This window comes from Catellatospora sp. NPDC049111 (assembly GCF_040648615.1).
In the GTDB taxonomy this organism is placed as follows: domain Bacteria; phylum Actinomycetota; class Actinomycetes; order Mycobacteriales; family Micromonosporaceae; genus Catellatospora; species Catellatospora aurea.
Window position 1 is genome coordinate 44,805 of record NZ_JBEZEB010000013.1, and the last position, 18,737, is coordinate 63,541.

Here is an 18,737-nt window from a genome sequence, read left to right on the forward strand (position 1 = left end):
GGGCGTGCGCGCCGGGGGTGGGACGGGGAAGGGGGCTGCTCAACTGCCGTAGACGTCCAGCTCCCAGATCGAGTAGCCGTACTGGGTGAGGCCGCGCTGGGTGCCGTTGACGCGCACGTAGCGGCCCGTGCCGGTGACGGTCAGGTCGTCCACGCCGCCATCACCGGCGGTGGTGGAGTAAACGGTGGTCCACGTGCTGTTGTCGGGCGAGGTCTGCACCTGGTAGGCCCGCCCGTAGGCCGCTTCCCAGCTGATCCGGACGCGGCTGATGCTCTTGCTCGCGCCGAGGTCCACCGAGATCCACTGCGGGTCGGCGTAGGCGCTGCCCCAGCGGGTGCCGGTGTTGCCGTCCACGGCGTTCGCGCCGTTGTGCGCGCTGCCGGGCTCCACGCTGGACACGGTCACCGGCCGGTTGCGCGACAGCAGGACCGGTCCGGTCCCGGCGGGGGTGCCGTAGACGTTGAAGTCCCACAGCGAGTAACCCCACTGGGTGGCCCGCTGCGTGCCGTACAAACGCACGTAGCGGCCGGTGCCGGTCAGGGTCACGTCGTCCACGCCGCCGTCGCCGGTGGTCGTGGAGTAGACGGTGGTCCAGGTGCTGTTGTCGGGCGAGGTCTGCAGCTGGTACGCCCGGCCGTAGGCCGTCTCCCAGTTCAGCCGGACCCGGGTCAGGTTGTACGACTGCCCGAGGTCCACGGTGATCCAGGACGGGTCGGTGTACAGGCTGCTCCAGCGGGAGGCCGCGTTGCCGTCCACGGCGTTGGCCGCGACGTTGCCGCCCGCCTCGGTGCTGGACGCGGTCACCGGCTTGCCCTGGGCGACATCGGTGGCCGGGGGCTGGGTGCCGTCGGTCTTGATCCGGATGTTGCGGTAGTTGATGTCCGCGCCGGTGCCGTCGTTCTGCACGCCGATGTAGCCGGTCGCGATGGCCCGGGTGCTCGTGTAGTCGTTGATCTTCACGCCGTTGAGCCAGATCTCGACCCGCTGCCCGTGCAGCCCGATCTCGTAGGTGTTCCACTGGCCGGGCGGGTTGAGCGCGGCCGTGCGGGCGGTGGTGTTGGGCGCCTGGAAGCTGTACACGCTGCCGGTGGTGCGGCTCGGGTCGGCGTCGGTGGCGTCGATCTGGATCTCGTGCCCGGCGTTGACCGGACCCCACGGGTCGTTGCCGGGGTCGGGGAAGCCGATGAACACGCCGCCGTTGTCGTCGCCCGGCATCATCCAGTCGACCTTCAGCGAGTAGTTGCTGTACGTGCGCACCGGGAACCACAGCAGGCCCATGCCGCCGAACGAGGTCAGCGTCTCGTTGGCCAGCGTGAACCCGCCCGGCCCGGCCATGCGCCACTGGTTGAGGCTCGCCTGCGTGCCGTCGAAGATCGCGGTGTAGCCGGTCTCCGGGCGGCAGTCGGCGGGCTTGGCCCCGGCCGCTACCTGGATGCCGCCGAGCAGCATGGTGCGGAAGTTCGCGTCGGCGTACGTCTCCTCGGTGTGGCCGAGGCCGGTGTACCAGGAGCGCCCGCCGCCGTAGTTCTGGCACCAGGTGATCGGGTGGTCGCCCATGCTGCCGCCGCTGTACGACGACTCGTTGAGGCTGGCCAGCACCTTGACGTTGGCGCGCGGGTTGGCGCGGTAGTTGTACCACTCGTCGGTGCGCGTCCACGTCGGCGGCAGGTGCGAGGTGGAGATGTTGGACCGGTCCTCGACCCGGATGGTGGCCTGCTGGGTCGCCGGGTGCGAGGCGAAGTACGCCCCGACCAGGCCGCCGTACCAGGCCCAGTCGTACTCGGTGTCGGCCGCCGCGTGCACGCCGACGTAGCCGCCGCCCGCGGCGATGTAGCTCTGGAACGCCGCCTCCTGCGTCGCGTTGAGCACGTCGCCGGTCGTCGACAGCCAGATGACGGCCTGGTACTGGGCCAGGTTGGCGGTGGTGAACTGGGCGGCGTCCTCGGTGGCGGTGACGGTGAAGCCGTTGGCCGTGCCGAGTGCCTGGATCGCGGCGATGCCGTTGGGGATGGACGAGTGGCGGAAGCCGGCGGTCTTGGAGAAGACCAGCACCTTGGTCAGCGGCGCGGCCTGCGCCGTGGCAGGCAGCGCCAGCGCCGCCGACCCGACCGCCAATGCCAGGCCGGTGAGCAGGGACAGAAACCTTCTGCGCATCGTTGCTCCTTCGAGAGGGTGCGCCGGAGGCGACGGACGGCCGCCTCCGGCGCGAGAGGGTCAGGACCCGTAGACGTCGAACTCCCACAGCGAGTAGCCCCACTGGGTGGCCCTGGCCGTGCCGTTGACGCGCACGTAGCGGCCGGAGCCGGAGACCGCCAGGTCGTCCACTGCCCCGTTGCCGGTGGTGGTGGACGAGATCGTGGTCCAGGTGCTGTTGTCGTTGGAGACCTGCACCTGGTAGGCGGTCGCGTAGGCCGTCTCCCAGTTCAGGACCACCCGGCTGACGTTGCGGGTCTGGCCGAGGTCGACGGTGATCCACTGCGGGTCGGCGTACAGGCTGCTCCACCGGGTGGTGGTGCTGCCGTCGACGGCGTTCGCGGCGACGTTGCTCCCGGCCTCGGTGCTGGACACCGTCACCGGCCGGTTTCGCGACAGCAGCGTCGCGCCTGACGCCGGGGTCCCGTAGACGTTCAGATCGAACAGCGAGTAGCCGTACTGGGTCAGGCCGCGCTGGGTGCCGTAGACGCGCACGTAGCGGCCGGTGCCGGTGACGCTCAGGTCGTCGACGCCGCCGTCGCCGGTGGCCGTCGAGAAGATCGACGTCCAGGAGCTATTGTCCGGCGACACCTCGACCCGGTAAGCCCGGCCGAACGCGGCCTCCCAGTTGATCCGGACCCGGTTGACGTTGTACGACGCGCCGAGGTCCACGGTGATCCACTGCGGGTCGGCGTAGAGGCTGCTCCAGCGGGTGGCGGCGTTGCCGTCGACCGCGTTGGCGGCCACGTTCGCGCCGGCCTCGGTGCTGGACACCGTCACCGGGCGGCCCTGCGCCAGGTCCTGGCCGCCGCCCGGCGGGGTGCTGCCGACGCCGCTGCCGACGAACGTGTAGCTGTCCACGTCGTAGAGCGCGCCGGTCCCCGACCCGGTGAACACGAGGTACAGGTCGTGCGTGCCGTCGTCGGGCTTGGTGATCGGGGCGGTGACCTCGGTGTAGTTGTCCCAGCCGCCGGTGCCGGGCACCGTGATCCTGGCCACCTCGGGGCCGGTCGTGGAGTCGTACCGGAAGGACAGCACGCCGCCCGCCCCGGCCGAGGAGACCCGGGCCTTGACGCTGGTGATGCCCTTCAGGCTGACCCCGTGGTGGCGGACGTACTCGCCGTTCTGGATGTCGCCCAGCCGCTTGCCGCCCTCGGCCGCGGCCTGGTCGACGACCTTGGGCCCGTTGAGGGTCACGTAGTGCTCGGCCTGCCACTGCTTGGGCCACAGGGTGAGCTGCTGCTCGCCGGTCAGCGGGACCGTGCCGGACGCGCCGCTGTCGGTGTAGCTGCCCCGGACGACGAAGAACTGCACCGCGTCCAGCCCGGCATGGATCGGGCCGGTGTTGAAGGTGAAGCCGCAGCCGGTGCCCTGGCCCTCCTCGTGCGCGTGCTCCTGGTGCCCGAGCGCCACCCGGACCACCACGTTGCCGCAGGCGATCGTGCCGTCCTGGGCGTCGGTGGAGGCCGCGGTCGCGGTGACGTTGTCGCCCCAGCCGTAGATGCCGCCGTTGGGAATGGACCCGACGGTGGTTGTCGGCCGGTTGTTGCCGACGACGATCGGGATGACGGTGGTGCCGGAGCGGCCGGTGCCGTCGTTGACGGTCAGCCGGGCCCGCTTGTCGCCGACCGTGGTGTACGTGTAACTCGGGTTGGCGGCGGTGGAGTCGGTGGTGCCGTTGTTGTCGAAGTCCCAGGCGTAGGTCAGCGGGTCGCCGTCGGGATCGCTGCTGCCCGCGCTGGAGAAGGTCACCGCGAGCGGTGCGAGGCCGTTGTCCCGGTTGACCGTGGCCACCGCGGTCGGCGAGCGCCCGCCCGCCACGTAGTTGATTTTGTACAGGCCGGCGGCGGCGTCGCCGGAGAAGTAGCCGTTGCCGTACTCCAGCAGGTAGAGCGACCCGTCCGGGCCGAACTCCATGTCGATCGGGTGCACCAGCTGCATGCCGGACACCACCGGCTCGATGACGGTCGGGGTGCCGGTCGCCGGGTTGCCGTTGTTGAACTGGACCTCCTTGATCCAGTTACGGCAGTACTCGGTGATGATCAGCTTGTTGTCGTAGTAGGCGGGCCACTTCACGTCCGAGACCAGGTTCGGGTTGTAGTGGTAGACCTCGGCGTGGTTGGGCGAGCCGCAGCCGCCCGGGTTGTCCAGCGCGGGCCAGTCGACACTGCCGCCGTGCTGCTCCCAGACCAGCGCGCCCTTGGTGGGCGGGAGCTGCTGCAGGCCGGTGTTGCGCGGCGAATTGTTGACCGGGCCGGTGGACCCGCCGCACGGGAACCAGCCGCGCGGGGCGTTGGCCGCGAAGTCCCAGTCGTTGTAGGCGACGTTCGGGCCGCCGCAGTACGGCCAGCCGTAGTTGCCGGGGCCGGTGGCGCGGTTGTACTCGTCGTAGGCGGCCGGTCCCCGGTTCGGGATCGTCGCGCCCGCGTCAGGCCCGACCTCGCCCCAGTACAGGGTGTTGTTCGCCTGCTTGTCGACCCAGATCCGGTACGGGTTCCGGTTGCCCATGGTGTAGATCTCGGGCCGGGTGTTGGCCGTGCCGACCGGGAACAGGTTGCCCGACGGGATCGTGTAGGTCCCGTTGTTCTCCGGGTGGATCCGGTTGATCTTCCCGCGCAGGTCGTTGGTGTTGCCCGAGGTTCGCTGGGCGTCGTATTGGGCGTCGCGCGAGGTGCGCTCGTCGATCGGGGCCATGCCGGCGGAGTCGCCGCCGGAGTTGGTGTTGTCGCCGACCGCGAAGTACAGGTTGTTGTTGCTGTCCCAGGTCATCGAGCCCGCGCTGTGGCAGCACAGCCGCCGCTCGGTCGGCCACTCGATGAGCTTGGTCTCGCTGGCCGCGTCCAGCACGTTCGTGGACGTGTTGAAGGTGAACCGGGAGATCCGGTTGACCAGCGGCGTGGCCACCGGCGAGTAGAACAGGTACACCCAGCGGTTCACGGCGAACTGCGGGTGCAGCGTGATGCCGATCAGGCCGTCCTCGAACCGGGCGTCGAGCTGCAGCGTCAGCGCCACGGTGGTGGAGTTGGTGGCCGGGTTGTAGAGCCGGACCTGCCCGCCGCCGGAGCTGGTGCCCCGATTGATGTAGAGGACCTTGCCGTCGGGCAGCACGGACAGCTCGATGGGCTCGCCCATGGACAGCCCGCCGTCGAGCTTCACCTTCTCGAAGCTGGACGTGGGCGGCGGCGCGGCGGCCGCGGGGGCGGGGGTGGCGACGACGTTGACGACGGCCGCCGTCACGCTCGCGAGCATGAGCAGGGCCAGACCCGCGGCAAGGCGCGGGCGCTTACTTCGTGGCATGGGTCGCTCCGGATCAGTGGGGGTCGGCTGGTGCGGGACGGGGGCCGAAGGCGCGCGCGACGGTCCCGGCGACCGGCCACTGTTCAGGCGCGGAGCACGGTGGTTCTCGGCGACGGGTGCCATGACGCGTTCCCTCGGGGTCGGGCGTCCGGGCGGTCCGCGGCGTGCCGCCCGCGGAGGCGGAACGCCCGGTGCCGTCCGGGCCACCGGGTTCCCGTGAGAAACGGGAACCCGGACGGTCGGCTCGGAGCCGGGTCGCCGAATGCTCGGCTCCGAAATGGCTGGTGGCGGGCCGGACCGGGGTCCGGCCCGCCTCGGGTCAGAGTGTGATCATTTCGAACTTCTCCCAGGGGCCGATCGAGGCGCGGTTGGCGATGAGCGAAGCCGCGCCGCCGTTCTCGGCCACGACGTACTGGTTGTTGACGGTGGCCCGCAGGCTCACCGTGTTGTCGGAGTTGCGGACCAGGGCGAAGGTCTCCCAGGAGCCCGCCGAGGCCCGGTTGGCCAGCAGCGGGTTGGCTCCGGCGTTCTCCGCGCAGACGAACTGGCTGTTCGACCGCGCGCGCAGGGCGATGTTGCCGTTGCCGAGGTCGGTCACCTGGAACTGCTGCGCCGTGCCGACCGTGGCCGAGTTGGCGATCAGTGCCGTGGTGGCGTTGGCCGCGGTCACGTACTGCCCGTTGGCCTGCGCCTTGAGGGCGACGTAACCGGTGGGCTGCGGTGTGCCGCCGGTGGTGATGCGCAGCGCGTCCACGATCGCCACGGACGTGGTCTTGTTGACGATCCGGATGGTGTGCTGCCCGTTGCTCAGGCCGGTCTTGGACCAGACGACCACCTGCGCCTGCCGCGCGCCGGACACGTTCAGGTTGACGTTGGCCTGGAACACGTTGTCCAGGTACACGTCGACGTTGCCCATGTCGCTGAACCGCTCGGACAGGTACTCGACGCCGGTGCCGGTGAACGTGTACGAGGCCGCCGCGTTGACAGTGTTGGTGTGGTGGGTGTCGTCGTTGTAGTCGCCGTAGCCGCGGGCCGTGGTGTGGTACCAGCCGGCGTCGTAGGTCAGGTCGGTGTTGTTGACCAGGCCTCCGCCGCCGCCCGTGCCCAGGCCCAGCACCGAGGCGGTGTTGCGCAGCGACTTGGCGTCGTTGTTCTGCGTGCCCGTCAGCGTGGTCGCCGAGTAGTTGCTCAGCGGCTTGGCGGTGCGCTCGACCACGTACACCGTGTTCGCGGCCGTGGCGAAGCTGATCTCCGCGGCCGACGACGTCGTGATGATCGCGTTGTCGCTGGTGCGGCGCACCCGGACCTGCTGGGTGCCCCACGGGTTGACCACGACGGCGTTCTTGCCAAACTGGCTGCGCAGACCGACGTACTTGATCTCACCGGCCTCGCGCTCCGAGCTGACCAGGAAACCGTCCTTGGCCAGCAGGGTGAACTTGCCGACGAACGAGGAGTCGGTCGGGACCGCCGGGAACACCCGGATCTTGTCGTTGTAGCTCTGCAGCAGCGCCTCGTTCATGGCGACCAGGTGGATGCCCAGGTACTCGAACACCCCGTTGGTGTTGTTGGTCATGCCGTTGGGGTAGTTCTGGTAGCGCTGAAGCATGGTCCGCATGCCGTTGAACGCCTGGTCGCCCAGGCCGAGGCGGGCCGCCTGAGCGTGGTCGTTGGCCCACACGTTGCTGTACGGGTTGGGACGCACGTTCCACGTGTTCAGCGCCGTGCCGTAGTCGGCGTAGCCGATGCCGGTGCGGTCGTACGGCCAGATCAGCTCCGCCGAGACGTTCTCACCGTTGCGCGTGGGCGAGGTGGGCGGGTCGTGCGGCAGGTAGGCGTTGTTGCTCACCTGGTACGGCCAGAGGTTGTCGACCAGGTTCTGCCAGCCCGCGCGCAGGCCGCTGTCCAGGCCGAGCTGGGTGCTGACCTGGATGGTCAGCGGGGCGAGCAGCCGGACCGCGGCCAGGTCGGTGATCGCGTTGCGCACGTCCCAGTAGGTCTCGTGCGCGTTGCTGTTGACCATCTGGTACTTGCCGTCGATCAGCTGGAACCGGTTCTGGTAGAAGCGCAGCGCGTCCTTCATGTACGGGTACACCGTGTTCTGCAGGTACGCGGTGTCGTTGGTGTACCGGTACTGCAGGTACATGTTGTACGCGGCCTCGGTGCCGGTGGAGTAGATGTCGTTGACGTAGTCGCTGTTGATCGTGCCGCGGGCGTTGCCGTCCCAGCCCATCGTCTCCGGCACCCACAGCGAGTCCGTACCGTACCTGGTCTGCGTGTACGCCTTCAGCGCGGCGTAGTTGCGGCTGTAGAGCCGGTTGAACCCCGCGAACAGGTCGGCATGGTTGCTGGCCAGGAACGAGTTGTAGACGTCGCGCTGGTTCCAGTACCAGTAGCCGTTGCTCCACTTGGTCTGGTCGCCGGTGGCCCGGAACACGCCGTTGATGAAGTGCACCGGGTAGTTGCCGAACCCGCCCGCCGCGATCATGTACGTGGACAGGTAGTACACGTTCTCCAGGTAGTCGGCGTCGCCGGCGGAGTTCGAGTACTGCACGAACGACTTGCCCCAGAAGTTGTGCCACCAGTTCTTGTAGTTCGTGAACGTGGTGCTGTACCCCGTGGACTTGGCCGAGGCGAGCTGGCTCTTGGCCTGGGTGACCGAGTCGAGGTTCGGGGAGTTGATCCGGCTGGCCGCGGTGAACCAGATGGTGTAGCTCGACGTCGGGGTGATGCTCAGCCGCACCCGGGTGCCGTTGACCACCGAGGCGCTGTAGGACGCGCCCTCGACGGTGGCGGCGAAGGTGTAGCCGAAGTTGTTCGGGTCGGCCTGGCCGCGACTGAACCAGGCGGCCGCGCTGTCGCTGCCGGTGGACACCGTGCGCCAGGTGGTCAGGTTGGGCACGTCGGCGCTGTTGGAGACCCCGTTCGGGTCCCACAGGCTCAGCTCCAGCGTCGCGGCCGACACCCCGCCGCGGCTGTCGTCGACGTGGATGCCCATCACCTCGGAGTTGGGCGAACCCATGATCGTGACGGTGCGGTTGCTGTCGTACTTCGTGGTCAGCGTGCCGTCGTAGAGCGACAGCCGCTGCTGGAAGGTGCTCGACCCGCTGTCCAGCGCCGGGCTCGTGTTGAAGTTGAGCAGACCCGCCGCGAACGCCGACTGCTGCGACAGGTCGACGCCGGAGACCTGGGCGGTGATCCCGTTCTGGGACCAGACCATGGCGCCGGTGCGGCCGTTGCCGACGGTCAAGCCGTGCAGCGGGTTGGTGTTCTGGCGGTTGTAGACGATGTCGTGCTTGGACAGGTAGCCGGCGTAGTTGACGTTGAGGGCGCCGGTGGCGGAGTTGAACGCCGCATCGGTGGGTGATGCCAGGGCGGGCGCGGTGGGGACGGCCGCGCTCAGGCCCGCGGCGACGACCGCCGCCAGGGCCAGGCGCAACGACTTGCTGAGGTTCATGGGGGAAAACCTCCGCGAATGTGGGGGCAGAGTTTCCGGCCTGTTACCGGACCGTGTATGAAATATCCTATAGGATAGATGAAGATCAGGTTAAGGCATGTCTCTGCTTATATCGAAATTGGTGTCCTCAGTGGAAATGTGATCGATCCTGTTGGTTCACACCGATCTGCTCGCCACGAAGTCGGCCAGCGCCCCCAGCGCTTGCCGCGACTCCTCCGCCACATCCAGGAACTCCAGCGCCCGCAGCGCCTCGGCGCGAGCCGCCGCGATCCGCTCCTCCACCACGGCCAGCGCCCCCGACTCGTCCAGCACCGCCCGCACCCGGGCCGCGCCGGCCTCGTCCAGCACCGGATCCCCCACGTGCGCCGACAGCACCGCACGCGATCGCACATCGCCGCGCGCGAACGCCTCCGCCAGCAGCGTCGTCGGCTTGGCCTGGCGCAGGTCGTCGAGCACCGACTTGCCGGTGCGCGCCGGGTCGCCGAAGACCCCCAGCACGTCGTCGCGCAGCTGGAACGCCTCCCCCAGCGGCTCCCCGAACGCCGCCAGCCCGTCCAGCACCGCATCCGACGCCCCGGCCAGCACCGCCCCGATCTGCAGCGGGCGCACCACCGAGTACCGGGCCGTCTTCAGCTGCACCACCCGGGCCGCCCGCCGCCGCGCGGCATCCCCGAAGTCGCCCATCGCCTGCGCGACGACCTCCAGGTACTCCCCCGCCACCGCCTCGGCCCGCATCACCGCGAACAGCCGCTGCGCCTGCGCCAGCCGCACCGGCGTCGTCGGGCACCCGGTCAGCAGCTCCTCCGCCCACATCGCGCACAGGTCCCCGCACAGCAGCGCGGTGTTGCGCCCGAACGAGCGCGCGTCCCCGCGCCAGCCGTGCCGGGCGTGCGCCGCGGCGAACTCCTCGTGCATCGACGCCTGCCCCCGGCGGCGGCTGCCCGCGTCGATGATGTCGTCGTGGATCAGCGCGAAGCAGTGGAACAGCTCCAGCGCCGCCCCCGCGGTCACCGCCGCCTGGTCCTCGCCGCGCTCCTCGGGTGCGGCCACCCCCCGCCAGGCCCAGTAGCAGAACGCCGGCCGCAGCCGCTTGCCACCGGTCAGGATGAACCGCCGCACCGTGTCCAGCATCGGCCGCAGATCGTCGTCGGGCCACAGCAACCGCTGCCCGTCCACGAACCCGGCCAGCACCGCATCGATCCGCGCGGCCAGCGGCGTCGGCGCGGGCGCGACCGTCACGACACACCCCCCGCCCACACCCCGCGTCCATCCTCCGCACGCCCCCGTGCGGCACCCACCCGCATCACGCGCCGCCCCCGTGTTGCGCCGGTGGGTGCAGAGCAAGCAAATGGGTGCAGAGCAAAGTCACCCGGCCGGTACACCCCATCCCCCGCCGCCCGCCCGAGCCCGCAGTGCCCGAGCTGCAGTTTCAAGGAAACTGCAGCTTCCACCGTCGGGATTCGCGCAGTTTCCGCGAAACTGCACGAGCGCAGCCCCGCGCGAGGACCGCGGCGCGTCATGACGGGCCGCCGGCCAGGCGGAGGAGGAGGGCCTTGACGTCGGTGGCGGCGATGCGGTCGACGGCGGGGGCGGGGTCGGTGCACAGGAGCAGGGGGGCGTCGTCGGCGCCGGGTGGGAGCAGGCCGTGCGAGCCGCGGATCGCGTCCGCGCCCGCGTCCAGGCCGACCACGTTCATCCGGTATCGCATGCCGAGCTTCTTGCGCACCAGCGCCTTGGCCGCCCGGCCCTTCGCCGCGCCCGGCCCGGCCGGGTCGAACAGCAGCTCCGCGGGGTCGTAGCCGGGTTTGCGGTGGATCTCCACGTGGGTGGCGAAGTCCGGCGCGTGCTGGTCGTCGAGCCAGTAGTAGTAGGTGAACCACGAGTCCGGTTCGGCCAGCAGCACCAGCTCACCGCTGCGCGGGTGGTCCAGACCCTGCCCGGCCTTGCCGGACTCGTCGAGCACCTGCCCGACGCCCGGCAGCTCGGCGCAGATCTTCGCGACCGCCGCCACGTCCGCCGGGTCGCGCACGTACACGTGGGCGATCTGGTGGTCGGCGACCGCGAAGGCGCGGGAGGTGAACGGGTCCAGGTACTCCATGCCGTCCTGGGTGTGCACGGTCAGCAGCCCGGCGGCGCGCAGCGCCCGGTTGACGTGCACGGGGCGGGACACGTCGGTGATGCCGTACTCCGACAGCGCGACGACCGTCGCGCCCCGGGCGGCAGCGGCGTCGAGCAGCGGGACCAGCGTGGAGTCCAGCTCGGCGGCGGCGGCTGCGGCCTGCGGCGCGGACGGGCCGAAGCGCTGCAGGTCATAGTCGAGGTGCGGGACGTACACCAGGGTGAGGTCCGGATTGCGGGTGCTCATGACATGCACCGCCGCCGCGGCGATCCACGCCGAGGAGGCGATCCCGGCACCCGGTCCCCAGTAGCTGAACAGCGGGAACACGGGCAGCTCGTCGTGCAGCTCGGCGGGGATGGTGTAGCAGTCGGGCTCCTTGCGGCCGTCGGCCCGGTAGATCGGCCGGGGCGTGATCGTCCAGTCGACGTCGGCGCCCATGGCGTACCACCAGCAGATGTTGGCCACGGTGTAGCCGGGGCGGTCGCGGCGGATCGCGTCCCAGACCCGCTCCCCGCCGACCAGCGCGTGGCTCTGCCGCCACAGCAGCACCTCGCCGAGGTCGCGGAAGTACCAGCCGTTGCCGACGACGCCGTGCCCGGCCGGAGTCTCGCCGGTGAGGAACGTCGCCTGCACCGAGCAGGTCACCGCGGGCACGACCGGGTCGAGCCGGGCGGTGAACCCGTTGTCGAACGCGGCGCGCAGCCGCGGCATGTGCGCCAGCAGCCGGGGGGTCAGCCCGACCACGTTCAGCACGACGAGTGGCTTGTTCACGAGACCCCCAGGGCGGCGAACTGGTCGCGGGCGAAGGCGAGTTCGGCCGCGATGCCCTCGGCCAGCCCGGCGTCGTCGGTGGGCCGGGCCGAGGGCGGCAGCACGTCCCAGGTGTACGTCTCGACCTCGAAGTGGTCGCAGTCGCTGTTGGTCAGCAGCGCCGCCAGACCCTCGCGCAGCACCGTGGTGCTGGTGCGCAGCGGGTCGAGCGCGGCAGCGTGCAGCGGCGCGTGGAAGTGGATGCGCCACGGGCCGGGCGCGTCGGAGGCCAGGGCCTGCGGCAGGTCGTCGAAGCGCTCACCGGCCGAGCTGCGGGTCTGGTGCAGGAACCGCGGTTCGGCGTACGCCGCCAGCACCTGCCGGGCCGCCTCCGGGTCCTCGACCTCCAGGGCCTGCGACACCTGCACCTTGACCACGGAGACCCCGGCCGCCTTCAGCTTGGCGACCGCGTCGACCGGGTCCTCCCAGCCGCAGGCCAGGTGCGCCAGGTCGACGCAGACGCCGAGGTGCTCGCTGGCGACCGCGGACAGCGCGGCGACGGCCTGGTCGGTGGACTCGACCACGCAGCCGGGTTCGGGTTCCAGCGCGACCCGGATCGGCCGCTCGCCCCGGGCCAGGCCCGCGGCCAGCTCGTCGAGCTGCGCCTTGGCCGCGCCGAACCGGCGGCGGTCCCACGGCTCGCGCCAGGCCAGCGGCAGGGTCGAGATCGACCCGCGGGCCGCGTCGTCGGGCAGCAGCTCGGCGAGCACCAGCGCCAGGTCGAGGGTATACCGCAGCCGCCGCGGGTCGGTCCAGTCCGGCAGGTACACGTCGTGCTTGACCACCGGTGCCTGGAACGCCTGGTACGGGAAACCGTTGAGGGTCACCGTCTCCAGCCCGCGCGCGCTCAGCTCACGGCGCAGCCGCCCGCGCAGCTCCGGCTGCTCGGCCAGGGCCCGGGCGACCGGGGCGGCCAGCCACAGGCCGAGCCCGAGCACGTCGGCCCCGAGCCGCTCGCGCACCGGCACCGCGAAGCGGTCCAGCTGGGACAGCACCCCGTCGAAGTCCTCCGCGGCGTGCACGTTCGTGCAGTACGCCAGGTGCACCGTCGCACCGTCGGCGTCGCGCAGCCGCATCACGAACCCCCGCGCAGGATCGAGTTGCCCGCGAACGTCGCCGCGGTGTCTGTCTCGTCGAGGTCGAGGCGGCCGGACTGGCCGTAGAACTCGACCGGGTTGCGCCACAGCACCCGGTCCACGTCGTCGTCGCTGAACCCGGCCGCCAGCATCGCCTCCCCCGTGCGCAGGGTCAGCAGCGGATCGGACTTGCCCCAGTCGGCGGCCGAGTTGACCAGCATGCGCTCCAGGCCGTACTCACGCAGGATGGCGACCATGCGGTCGGGCGACATCTTGGTGTCGGGGTAGATGGAGAAGCCCATCCAGCAGCCGCTGCCGGCGACCTCGCCGACGGTCGGCTCGTTCAGGTGGTCCAGCACGACCATGCCCGGGTCGATGCCCGACTCCTTGACCACGTCAAGGCTGCGCCGGGTGCCGACGACCTTGTCCCGGTGCGGGGTGTGCACCAGCGCGGGCAGCCCGAACTCGCGGGCCAGCTCCAGCTGCGCGGCGAAGACCTCGTCCTCCTCCGGCGTCATCGAGTCGTACCCGGTCTCGCCCACCGCCACGACCCGGTCCTTGGCCAGGTAGCGGGGCAGCACGGCCAGCACCTCGCGGCAGCGCGGGTCGTTGGCCTCCTTCGGGTTCAGCGCGATGGTGCAGTGGTGCGCGATGCCGTACTGGCTCGCCCGGAACGGCTCCCAGCCGATGAGCGCGTCGAAGTAGTCCGTGAACGACCCGGGGTTGGTGCGGGGCTGGCCGAGCCAGAAAGCCGGCTCGACCAGCGCTCGCACACCGGCCGCCGCCATCCGCTCATAGTCGTCGGTGGTGCGCGAGGTCATGTGGATGTGCGGATCGAAGATGCGCATCAATGCAGCCTCTCCAGGAGGTCGACGGCGTCGTCGGGCATGGTGCGGCCGGCCGCCTCGCGCTCGCGGCGCAGCGCCGCGAGCATCCGGCCGAGCTCGGCGTCGGCCCGGGACGCCAGTCCGTCGACGCCGGACAGCGGCAGGCCCATGAACACGCTCTTGAGCACGCCCTGGCGCCATTCGGCGTCGGGCAGGTCCCGGGCGCCGGGGCCGAGCGCGGCGGCCACCAGCCGGGTGTCGTTGCTGCGCAGGGCGTCGCGCAGCAGGTCGGGGTCGGGGCAGGCCAGCAGCACGGCCCGCTTCTCGTCGTTGTCGCCGTAGCGGTACAGCTCGGCGGCCTCGTCGCGGCCGGGCGCGGCGGCGCGCAGCAGGCGCACCCGGGCGTCCTCGGCGGCGGCGCGCCCGACTCCGCGGCGGGCCGCGGGCAGCAGCGTCGCGATCGCGGCGGGCTCGGTCTCGAGGCGGTGCAGCGCGTCGCCGAGCCACTGCGCGGCCCGCAGGAAACTCAGCGACCGGGCCGCGACGTCGGGGGCGGCGTGCGAGTGGCGGGGCAGCTCGACGGCGACCAGGCCGCGGTATCCGGTGTCGGCCAGCGCCCGCAGCACCGGCGGGAAGTCGATCTCGCCCGCACCGAACTCCAGGTGCTCGTGCACGCCCCGGCGCATGTCGTCGATCTGCACGTTGACCAGGTGCGGCCCGGCGATACGCACGCACTCGGCGACGTCTTGCGGCTCGTTGGCACGGCAGTGGCCGATGTCGAGGGTCAGCTTGAGGTCCGCGCCGACCAGCTCGCGCAGCCGGAACCAGTCGGCCAGCGTCTCCACGAGCATGCCCGGCTCGGGCTCGAACCCGGCCGCGACCCCGCGCCCGGCGGCGTACCCGACGACGTCGGCGCAGCCCTCGGCCAGCAGCTGCCAGGCGACCTCGGCCGACACGTGCGGCGGGCGCACCCCCGCCCAGAAGGACACGGCCTGCGCGCCGAGCCCTTCGGCGATGTCGATCGCCCGCTTGAGGAAGTCGATCCGCCGGGACGCGTCGTCGTGCAGGAAGGTCGGCGCGTGCTTGCGCCGCGGGTCGAGCAGGTAGCGCGCCCCGGTCTCCACGACCACGGCCAGCTCCCGCTCGGCGAGCAGCCGCGCGGTCCGCGCGACCCGGTCTTTCACCTCGGGGGCGTACGGGTCCAGGTGTGCGTGGTCGAGCGTCAGCGCGACGCCCGCGTAGCCCAGCTCGGCGATGACGTCGAGCGCGTCGGCCAGCCGGTGGTTGGCGAAGCCGTTGGTGCCGTAGCCGAAGCGCAGGCTCATGTCGGGGACACCTTCCTCGCGAGCTTGGCCGCGGCCGGGGCGGCGGTGGCCACCACGGCTCCGGCCAGCGGTCTGCCGTGCCGTGCGATGAGCGCGCCCTGCAGCGCGGGCAGCGAGGTGATGCCGGCCCCGACCGCGGCGCGCACCCGGCCCGCGTCGGGGTGGCGCAGCACCTCGCGCTGGGCCTTGCCGAACCGGGTGGCGTACCAGCCGGCCAGCAGCGCGGGCAGCCAGCCGCCGCTGCGGCCCGCCGCGTGGGTGGCCACCGCCGCGGTCGCGGTCATGGTCAGCGCGGGCAGTACCCGGTCGGTGCCGCTGACCTCGCGCCGCGACAGCGCGGTGACGGCGTAGGTGTGCGCGGCGACCGCCAGCGCCGGGCGGGCGGCCTTGCGCAGGTCGCCGGTGCTCGCGCCGAGCAGCACGTCCAGTCCCCGGCACAGCGCCATGCCGGCCGGCCCGACCGGTGAGTTCTTCCACTTCACGTCGTACGCCCACACCGCCCCTGCGAGCAGCCCGGCGGTGGCCAGGGTGCGCTTGCCGCCGCTGGCCGCGGCCAAGGCCAGCCCGGCGACGGTGAGGCCGCCCGCGACGGCGAGCGCGGTGTCGGGGCTGATCCGCCCGGACGGGATGGGGCGTTCGGGGCGCTCGACGGCGTCGAGTTCGCGGTCGGCCCAGTCGTTGGCGGCCATGCCGCCCCAGTACAGGCAGACCGACGCGGCCGCGATCCCGGCGGTGCGGGCGTCGAGCGTGCCCGCGGCGGTCGCGCCCGCTATCGCGTCGCCGGGCACCGACAGCGCGGCCGGTGCCCGGACCAGCTGTGCGAGGTCACGCAGTTTCATCGCGGCCCTCGCCGGGCACGGGCCAGCCCTGCACCCATTCGCACAGGTCGCGCCACTGCTCGGCCAGGCCGTGCGGGACGTCGCCGATCGGGTCCTTGAAGAAGAAGGCCAGCTGCGGCAGCGGGCCGGACAGGCCTTGGGCGTGGGCGGCGGCGGTGAGCCGGGCCAGGTCGAGCACGAGCGGCGCGGCCAGCGCGGAGTCGCAGCCGTGCCAGGTGAACTCCAGCCGCATGCGGCTGCCGAGGAAGCCGCTGAAGGTGATGAGGTCCCAGGCGGTCTTGAGGTCGCCGATGTCGGGCACGTAGTCGATGCGGGTGTGGCCCTCCGGCTCGTAGCCCAGCGTCTCGCGCAGCACCCGCTGCTTGCTGGCGACCTTGGCGGCGTTGGCCTCGGGCCGGGCCAGCGTCGCGCCGTCGCCGCCGCCGAGCAGGTTGGTGCCGGACCAGGACCGCACGTGCAGGTTGCGCATCGCGAACATGGGTGCGAGCACCGACTTGAGCAGCGTCTCGCCGGTCTTGCCGTCGCTGCCCGCGTACGGCACGCCATGGCGCGCCGCGAGCTGGTCGAGCGCGGGCAGCCGGGCTCCCGTGGACGGGGTGAAGTCGACGTAGCCGCAGCCGGCGGTGAACGCCGCGTACGCGTACCGGGAGCTGGGCGGCAGCACCGGTTCGTGGTGCAGCGCTGCGGCCAGCGCCGCCGCGTCGGCATTCGCCGGGTGCTCCGGCGGGATGGCCTCGGTCGAGGACACGTTGACCACCACCACCCGGGTGAGCCCGTGGCGTTCGCGGAAGTCGGCGAGGTCCGCGGCGATGCGGGCGACGGTGTCGTGCTGGGTCGCCCCGTCGGGGGCGTGCCGCACGTCGGCTTCGACGCCTGCCAGTTCGTCGGCCACGGCGGCGACGACCGCGGCGGGCAGGACGCCGGCGGCGACGAGCGCGTGGGCCTTCTTGACCAGCGACACGCAGGACACGTCGTGGCCGCCGAAGACGAGGTCGGACAGGGCCGGCAGCGCCGGGTGGCGCAGCGGGGGCAGTTCGGTGACGCAGCCGACCGGGTCGGCGAGCGAGGCCCGCACCGCCAGCGCGCCGACGATGCTGGTGACCGCGACCGAGCCGCGGGCGCCGACGAGCCATATACCAGTACGCACAGGGCCTCCTGTAACGCGTTCGTGGCGGCCATATTAAATCCAGATCTGCAAAAGTTTCTAGATAGGAACTCGTACTTTTTCTAGATCTAGCAAAAGTTCTGCGCTCATCAGCAAATCGGAGGGTCGCCGTCGCGAAAGTTGTCACGGTAGCCTTCCATGACCCGGTGCATTCCTATAGGATTCGACACCGATAGATATCGGATCCGTGTTTCGGCGACCGGCTCCGGTTCGCGGGTGAGAACCCGCCGAACGCCGTCAGCAGGGGCGTGCCCGCGCCCCCGAGGACGTGTCCTGTCCGGTCGCCGCACCCGCGTGGCCCTCGCCAGCGCGGACGGCAGTGCGGACCAGCACGCCTCGCGGCGTCCGCCGGTCCGAGCCCGCCCTCCGCGCTACCCTCATCGAAGGAGCGAGCCACATGCGAAAACGCGTACTGTCCCTGGTCGCCGGACTGGTCACGGTCCTGGCGACGACGCTGTTCGCCCCGGCCACCCCCGCGTCGGCCGCCCCGCTGACCAAGGTGCTGGTCTTCTCCAAGACCGCCGGCTTCCGCCACTCGTCCATCCCCAACGGCATCGCCGCGATCCAGGCACTCGGCACGGCCAACGGCTTCACGGTCACCGCCACCGAGGACGCCGCCCAGTTCACCACCGCCAACCTGGCCCAGTACCAGGCCGTCATCTGGCTGTCGACGACCGGCGACGTGCTCAACGCGACCCAGCAGACCGCGTTCCAGAGCTACATCGCCGCGGGCGGCGGCTACGTCGGCGTGCACGCCGCGGCCGACACCGAGTACGACTGGGCCTGGTACGGCGGCCTGGTCGGGGCCTACTTCCACTCCCACCCCGCGATCCAGACCGCGCAGCTGCGGATCGAGTCGCCGGTCAACGCCTCGACGGCGCACCTGCCGGCCACCTGGAGCCGCAGCGACGAGTGGTACAACTACCGCACCAATCCCCGTTCGGCCGTGCGCGTGCTGATGAACCTCAACGAGGGCAGCTACAGCGGCGGCAACATGGGCGACCACCCGATCACCTGGTGCCAGAACTACGGCGGCGGCCGGGCCTGGTACACCGGCCTCGGCCACACCGAGGCCAGCTACACCGAGAGCAACTTCACCCGCATGCTGCTCGGCGGCATCCAGATCGCGGCCGGCGCGGTCACCGCCGACTGCTCGCCGGCCACTCCGCCGCCCGCCGGGATCAGCCTGCGCGCCCGCGCCAACAACAAGTTCGTCACCGCCCCCAGCGGCGGGGCGGGCGCACTGATCGCCAGCGCCACCGCGGTCGGCACCGCCGAGCGGTTCGAGCTGATCGACCGCGGCAGCGGCAACATCGCGCTGCGCGCCCTGGTCAACTCGCGGTACGTGTGCGCGGACAACGCCGGCGCGAACCCGCTCATCGCCAACCGCACCGCGATCGGCGGCTGGGAGACCTTCGCGCTGATCCGCAACTCCAACGGTTCGGTGAGTTTGCGGGCCCAGGCGAACGGGAAGTACGTCGTCGCGGAGAACGCCGGAGCGGCGGCACTGATCGCCAACCGCACCTCGATCGGCCCGTGGGAACAGTTCGACCTGGTCAGCCCATAGTTCATGGGGGTCAGGCCGCCCGGTGAGACCGGGTGGCCTGACCCGGCTTGATCTTTGTCACAGAA

11 protein-coding genes are annotated in these 18,737 nt (G+C 71.3%); 1 reads left to right on the plus strand and 10 read right to left on the minus strand.

All coding sequences use genetic code 11. The features are described 5' to 3' along the window. Positions 1-39: 39 nt before the first annotated feature. The 10 genes from AB0B66_RS19945 to AB0B66_RS19990 all read right to left on the minus strand — a co-directional run bounded on the left by AB0B66_RS19945 (position 40) and on the right by AB0B66_RS19990 (position 17,087). The gene (locus AB0B66_RS19945; RefSeq protein WP_360531528.1) at positions 40-2,154 is read right to left on the minus strand and encodes a ThuA domain-containing protein; all 2,115 of its coding nucleotides are present in this window, start codon (positions 2,152-2,154) and stop codon (positions 40-42) included. Between the two features lie 60 nt (positions 2,155-2,214). After that, the gene (locus tag AB0B66_RS19950; protein ID WP_360531531.1) at positions 2,215-5,490 is read right to left on the minus strand and encodes a discoidin domain-containing protein; all 3,276 of its coding nucleotides are present in this window, start codon (positions 5,488-5,490) and stop codon (positions 2,215-2,217) included. A 319-nt stretch (positions 5,491-5,809) separates the two neighbouring features. Continuing rightward, positions 5,810-8,944 carry a carbohydrate-binding protein gene (locus AB0B66_RS19955; protein WP_360531534.1) on the minus strand — a complete coding sequence of 1,045 codons (3,135 nt, stop codon included), beginning with the start codon at positions 8,942-8,944 and terminating at the stop codon, positions 5,810-5,812. Between the two features lie 156 nt (positions 8,945-9,100). After that, the gene (locus tag AB0B66_RS19960; protein WP_360531537.1) at positions 9,101-10,183 is read right to left on the minus strand and encodes a polyprenyl synthetase family protein; all 1,083 of its coding nucleotides are present in this window, start codon (positions 10,181-10,183) and stop codon (positions 9,101-9,103) included. 277 nt (positions 10,184-10,460) lie between these two features. After that, positions 10,461-11,834 (minus strand): nucleotide pyrophosphatase/phosphodiesterase family protein, encoded by a 1,374-nt coding sequence (locus AB0B66_RS19965; protein WP_360531539.1) that lies wholly within the window; start codon positions 11,832-11,834, stop codon positions 10,461-10,463. Beyond that, positions 11,831-12,949 (minus strand): metabolite traffic protein EboE, encoded by a 1,119-nt coding sequence (gene eboE / locus AB0B66_RS19970; protein WP_360531542.1) that lies wholly within the window; start codon positions 12,947-12,949, stop codon positions 11,831-11,833. The genes AB0B66_RS19965 and eboE overlap by 4 nt, the downstream gene beginning before the upstream one ends. Beyond that, entirely contained in the window at positions 12,949-13,797 is an 849-nt protein-coding gene (locus tag AB0B66_RS19975; RefSeq protein ID WP_360531545.1) for a TatD family hydrolase, read from the minus strand. Before AB0B66_RS19975 ends, eboE begins: the two co-directional genes overlap by 1 nt. Then, positions 13,797-15,101 (minus strand): TIM barrel protein, encoded by a 1,305-nt coding sequence (locus tag AB0B66_RS19980; RefSeq protein ID WP_360531548.1) that lies wholly within the window; start codon positions 15,099-15,101, stop codon positions 13,797-13,799. The genes AB0B66_RS19975 and AB0B66_RS19980 overlap by 1 nt, the downstream gene beginning before the upstream one ends. Then, positions 15,098-15,940, minus strand: a complete 843-nt coding sequence (locus AB0B66_RS19985) for an SCO3242 family prenyltransferase (RefSeq protein ID WP_360531551.1) — start codon at positions 15,938-15,940, stop codon at positions 15,098-15,100. The genes AB0B66_RS19980 and AB0B66_RS19985 overlap by 4 nt, the downstream gene beginning before the upstream one ends. After that, positions 15,927-17,087, minus strand: a complete 1,161-nt coding sequence (locus AB0B66_RS19990) for an inositol-3-phosphate synthase (protein WP_360531553.1) — start codon at positions 17,085-17,087, stop codon at positions 15,927-15,929. The genes AB0B66_RS19985 and AB0B66_RS19990 overlap by 14 nt, the downstream gene beginning before the upstream one ends. Positions 17,088-17,502: 415 nt before the next feature. Between AB0B66_RS19990 and AB0B66_RS19995 the strand changes: the two genes are divergently transcribed. Beyond that, positions 17,503-18,672: a ThuA domain-containing protein gene (locus AB0B66_RS19995; protein WP_360531556.1), complete on the plus strand. Its 1,170-nt coding sequence runs from the start codon at positions 17,503-17,505 to the stop codon at positions 18,670-18,672. Positions 18,673-18,737: the final 65 nt, after the last annotated feature.

Coding starts and splice junctions, on each gene's coding strand:
- AB0B66_RS19955 (WP_360531534.1), bottom strand. CDS start 8,944: ATGAACCTCAGCAAGTCGTTGCGCCTGGCCCTGGCGGCGGTCGTCGCC.
- AB0B66_RS19995 (WP_360531556.1), top strand. CDS start 17,503: ATGCGAAAACGCGTACTGTCCCTGGTCGCCGGACTGGTCACGGTCCTG.
- AB0B66_RS19980 (WP_360531548.1), bottom strand. CDS start 15,101: ATGAGCCTGCGCTTCGGCTACGGCACCAACGGCTTCGCCAACCACCGG.
- eboE (WP_360531542.1), bottom strand. CDS start 12,949: ATGCGGCTGCGCGACGCCGACGGTGCGACGGTGCACCTGGCGTACTGC.
- AB0B66_RS19950 (WP_360531531.1), bottom strand. CDS start 5,490: ATGCCACGAAGTAAGCGCCCGCGCCTTGCCGCGGGTCTGGCCCTGCTC.
- AB0B66_RS19985 (WP_360531551.1), bottom strand. CDS start 15,940: ATGAAACTGCGTGACCTCGCACAGCTGGTCCGGGCACCGGCCGCGCTG.
- AB0B66_RS19975 (WP_360531545.1), bottom strand. CDS start 13,797: ATGCGCATCTTCGATCCGCACATCCACATGACCTCGCGCACCACCGAC.
- AB0B66_RS19945 (WP_360531528.1), bottom strand. CDS start 2,154: ATGCGCAGAAGGTTTCTGTCCCTGCTCACCGGCCTGGCATTGGCGGTC.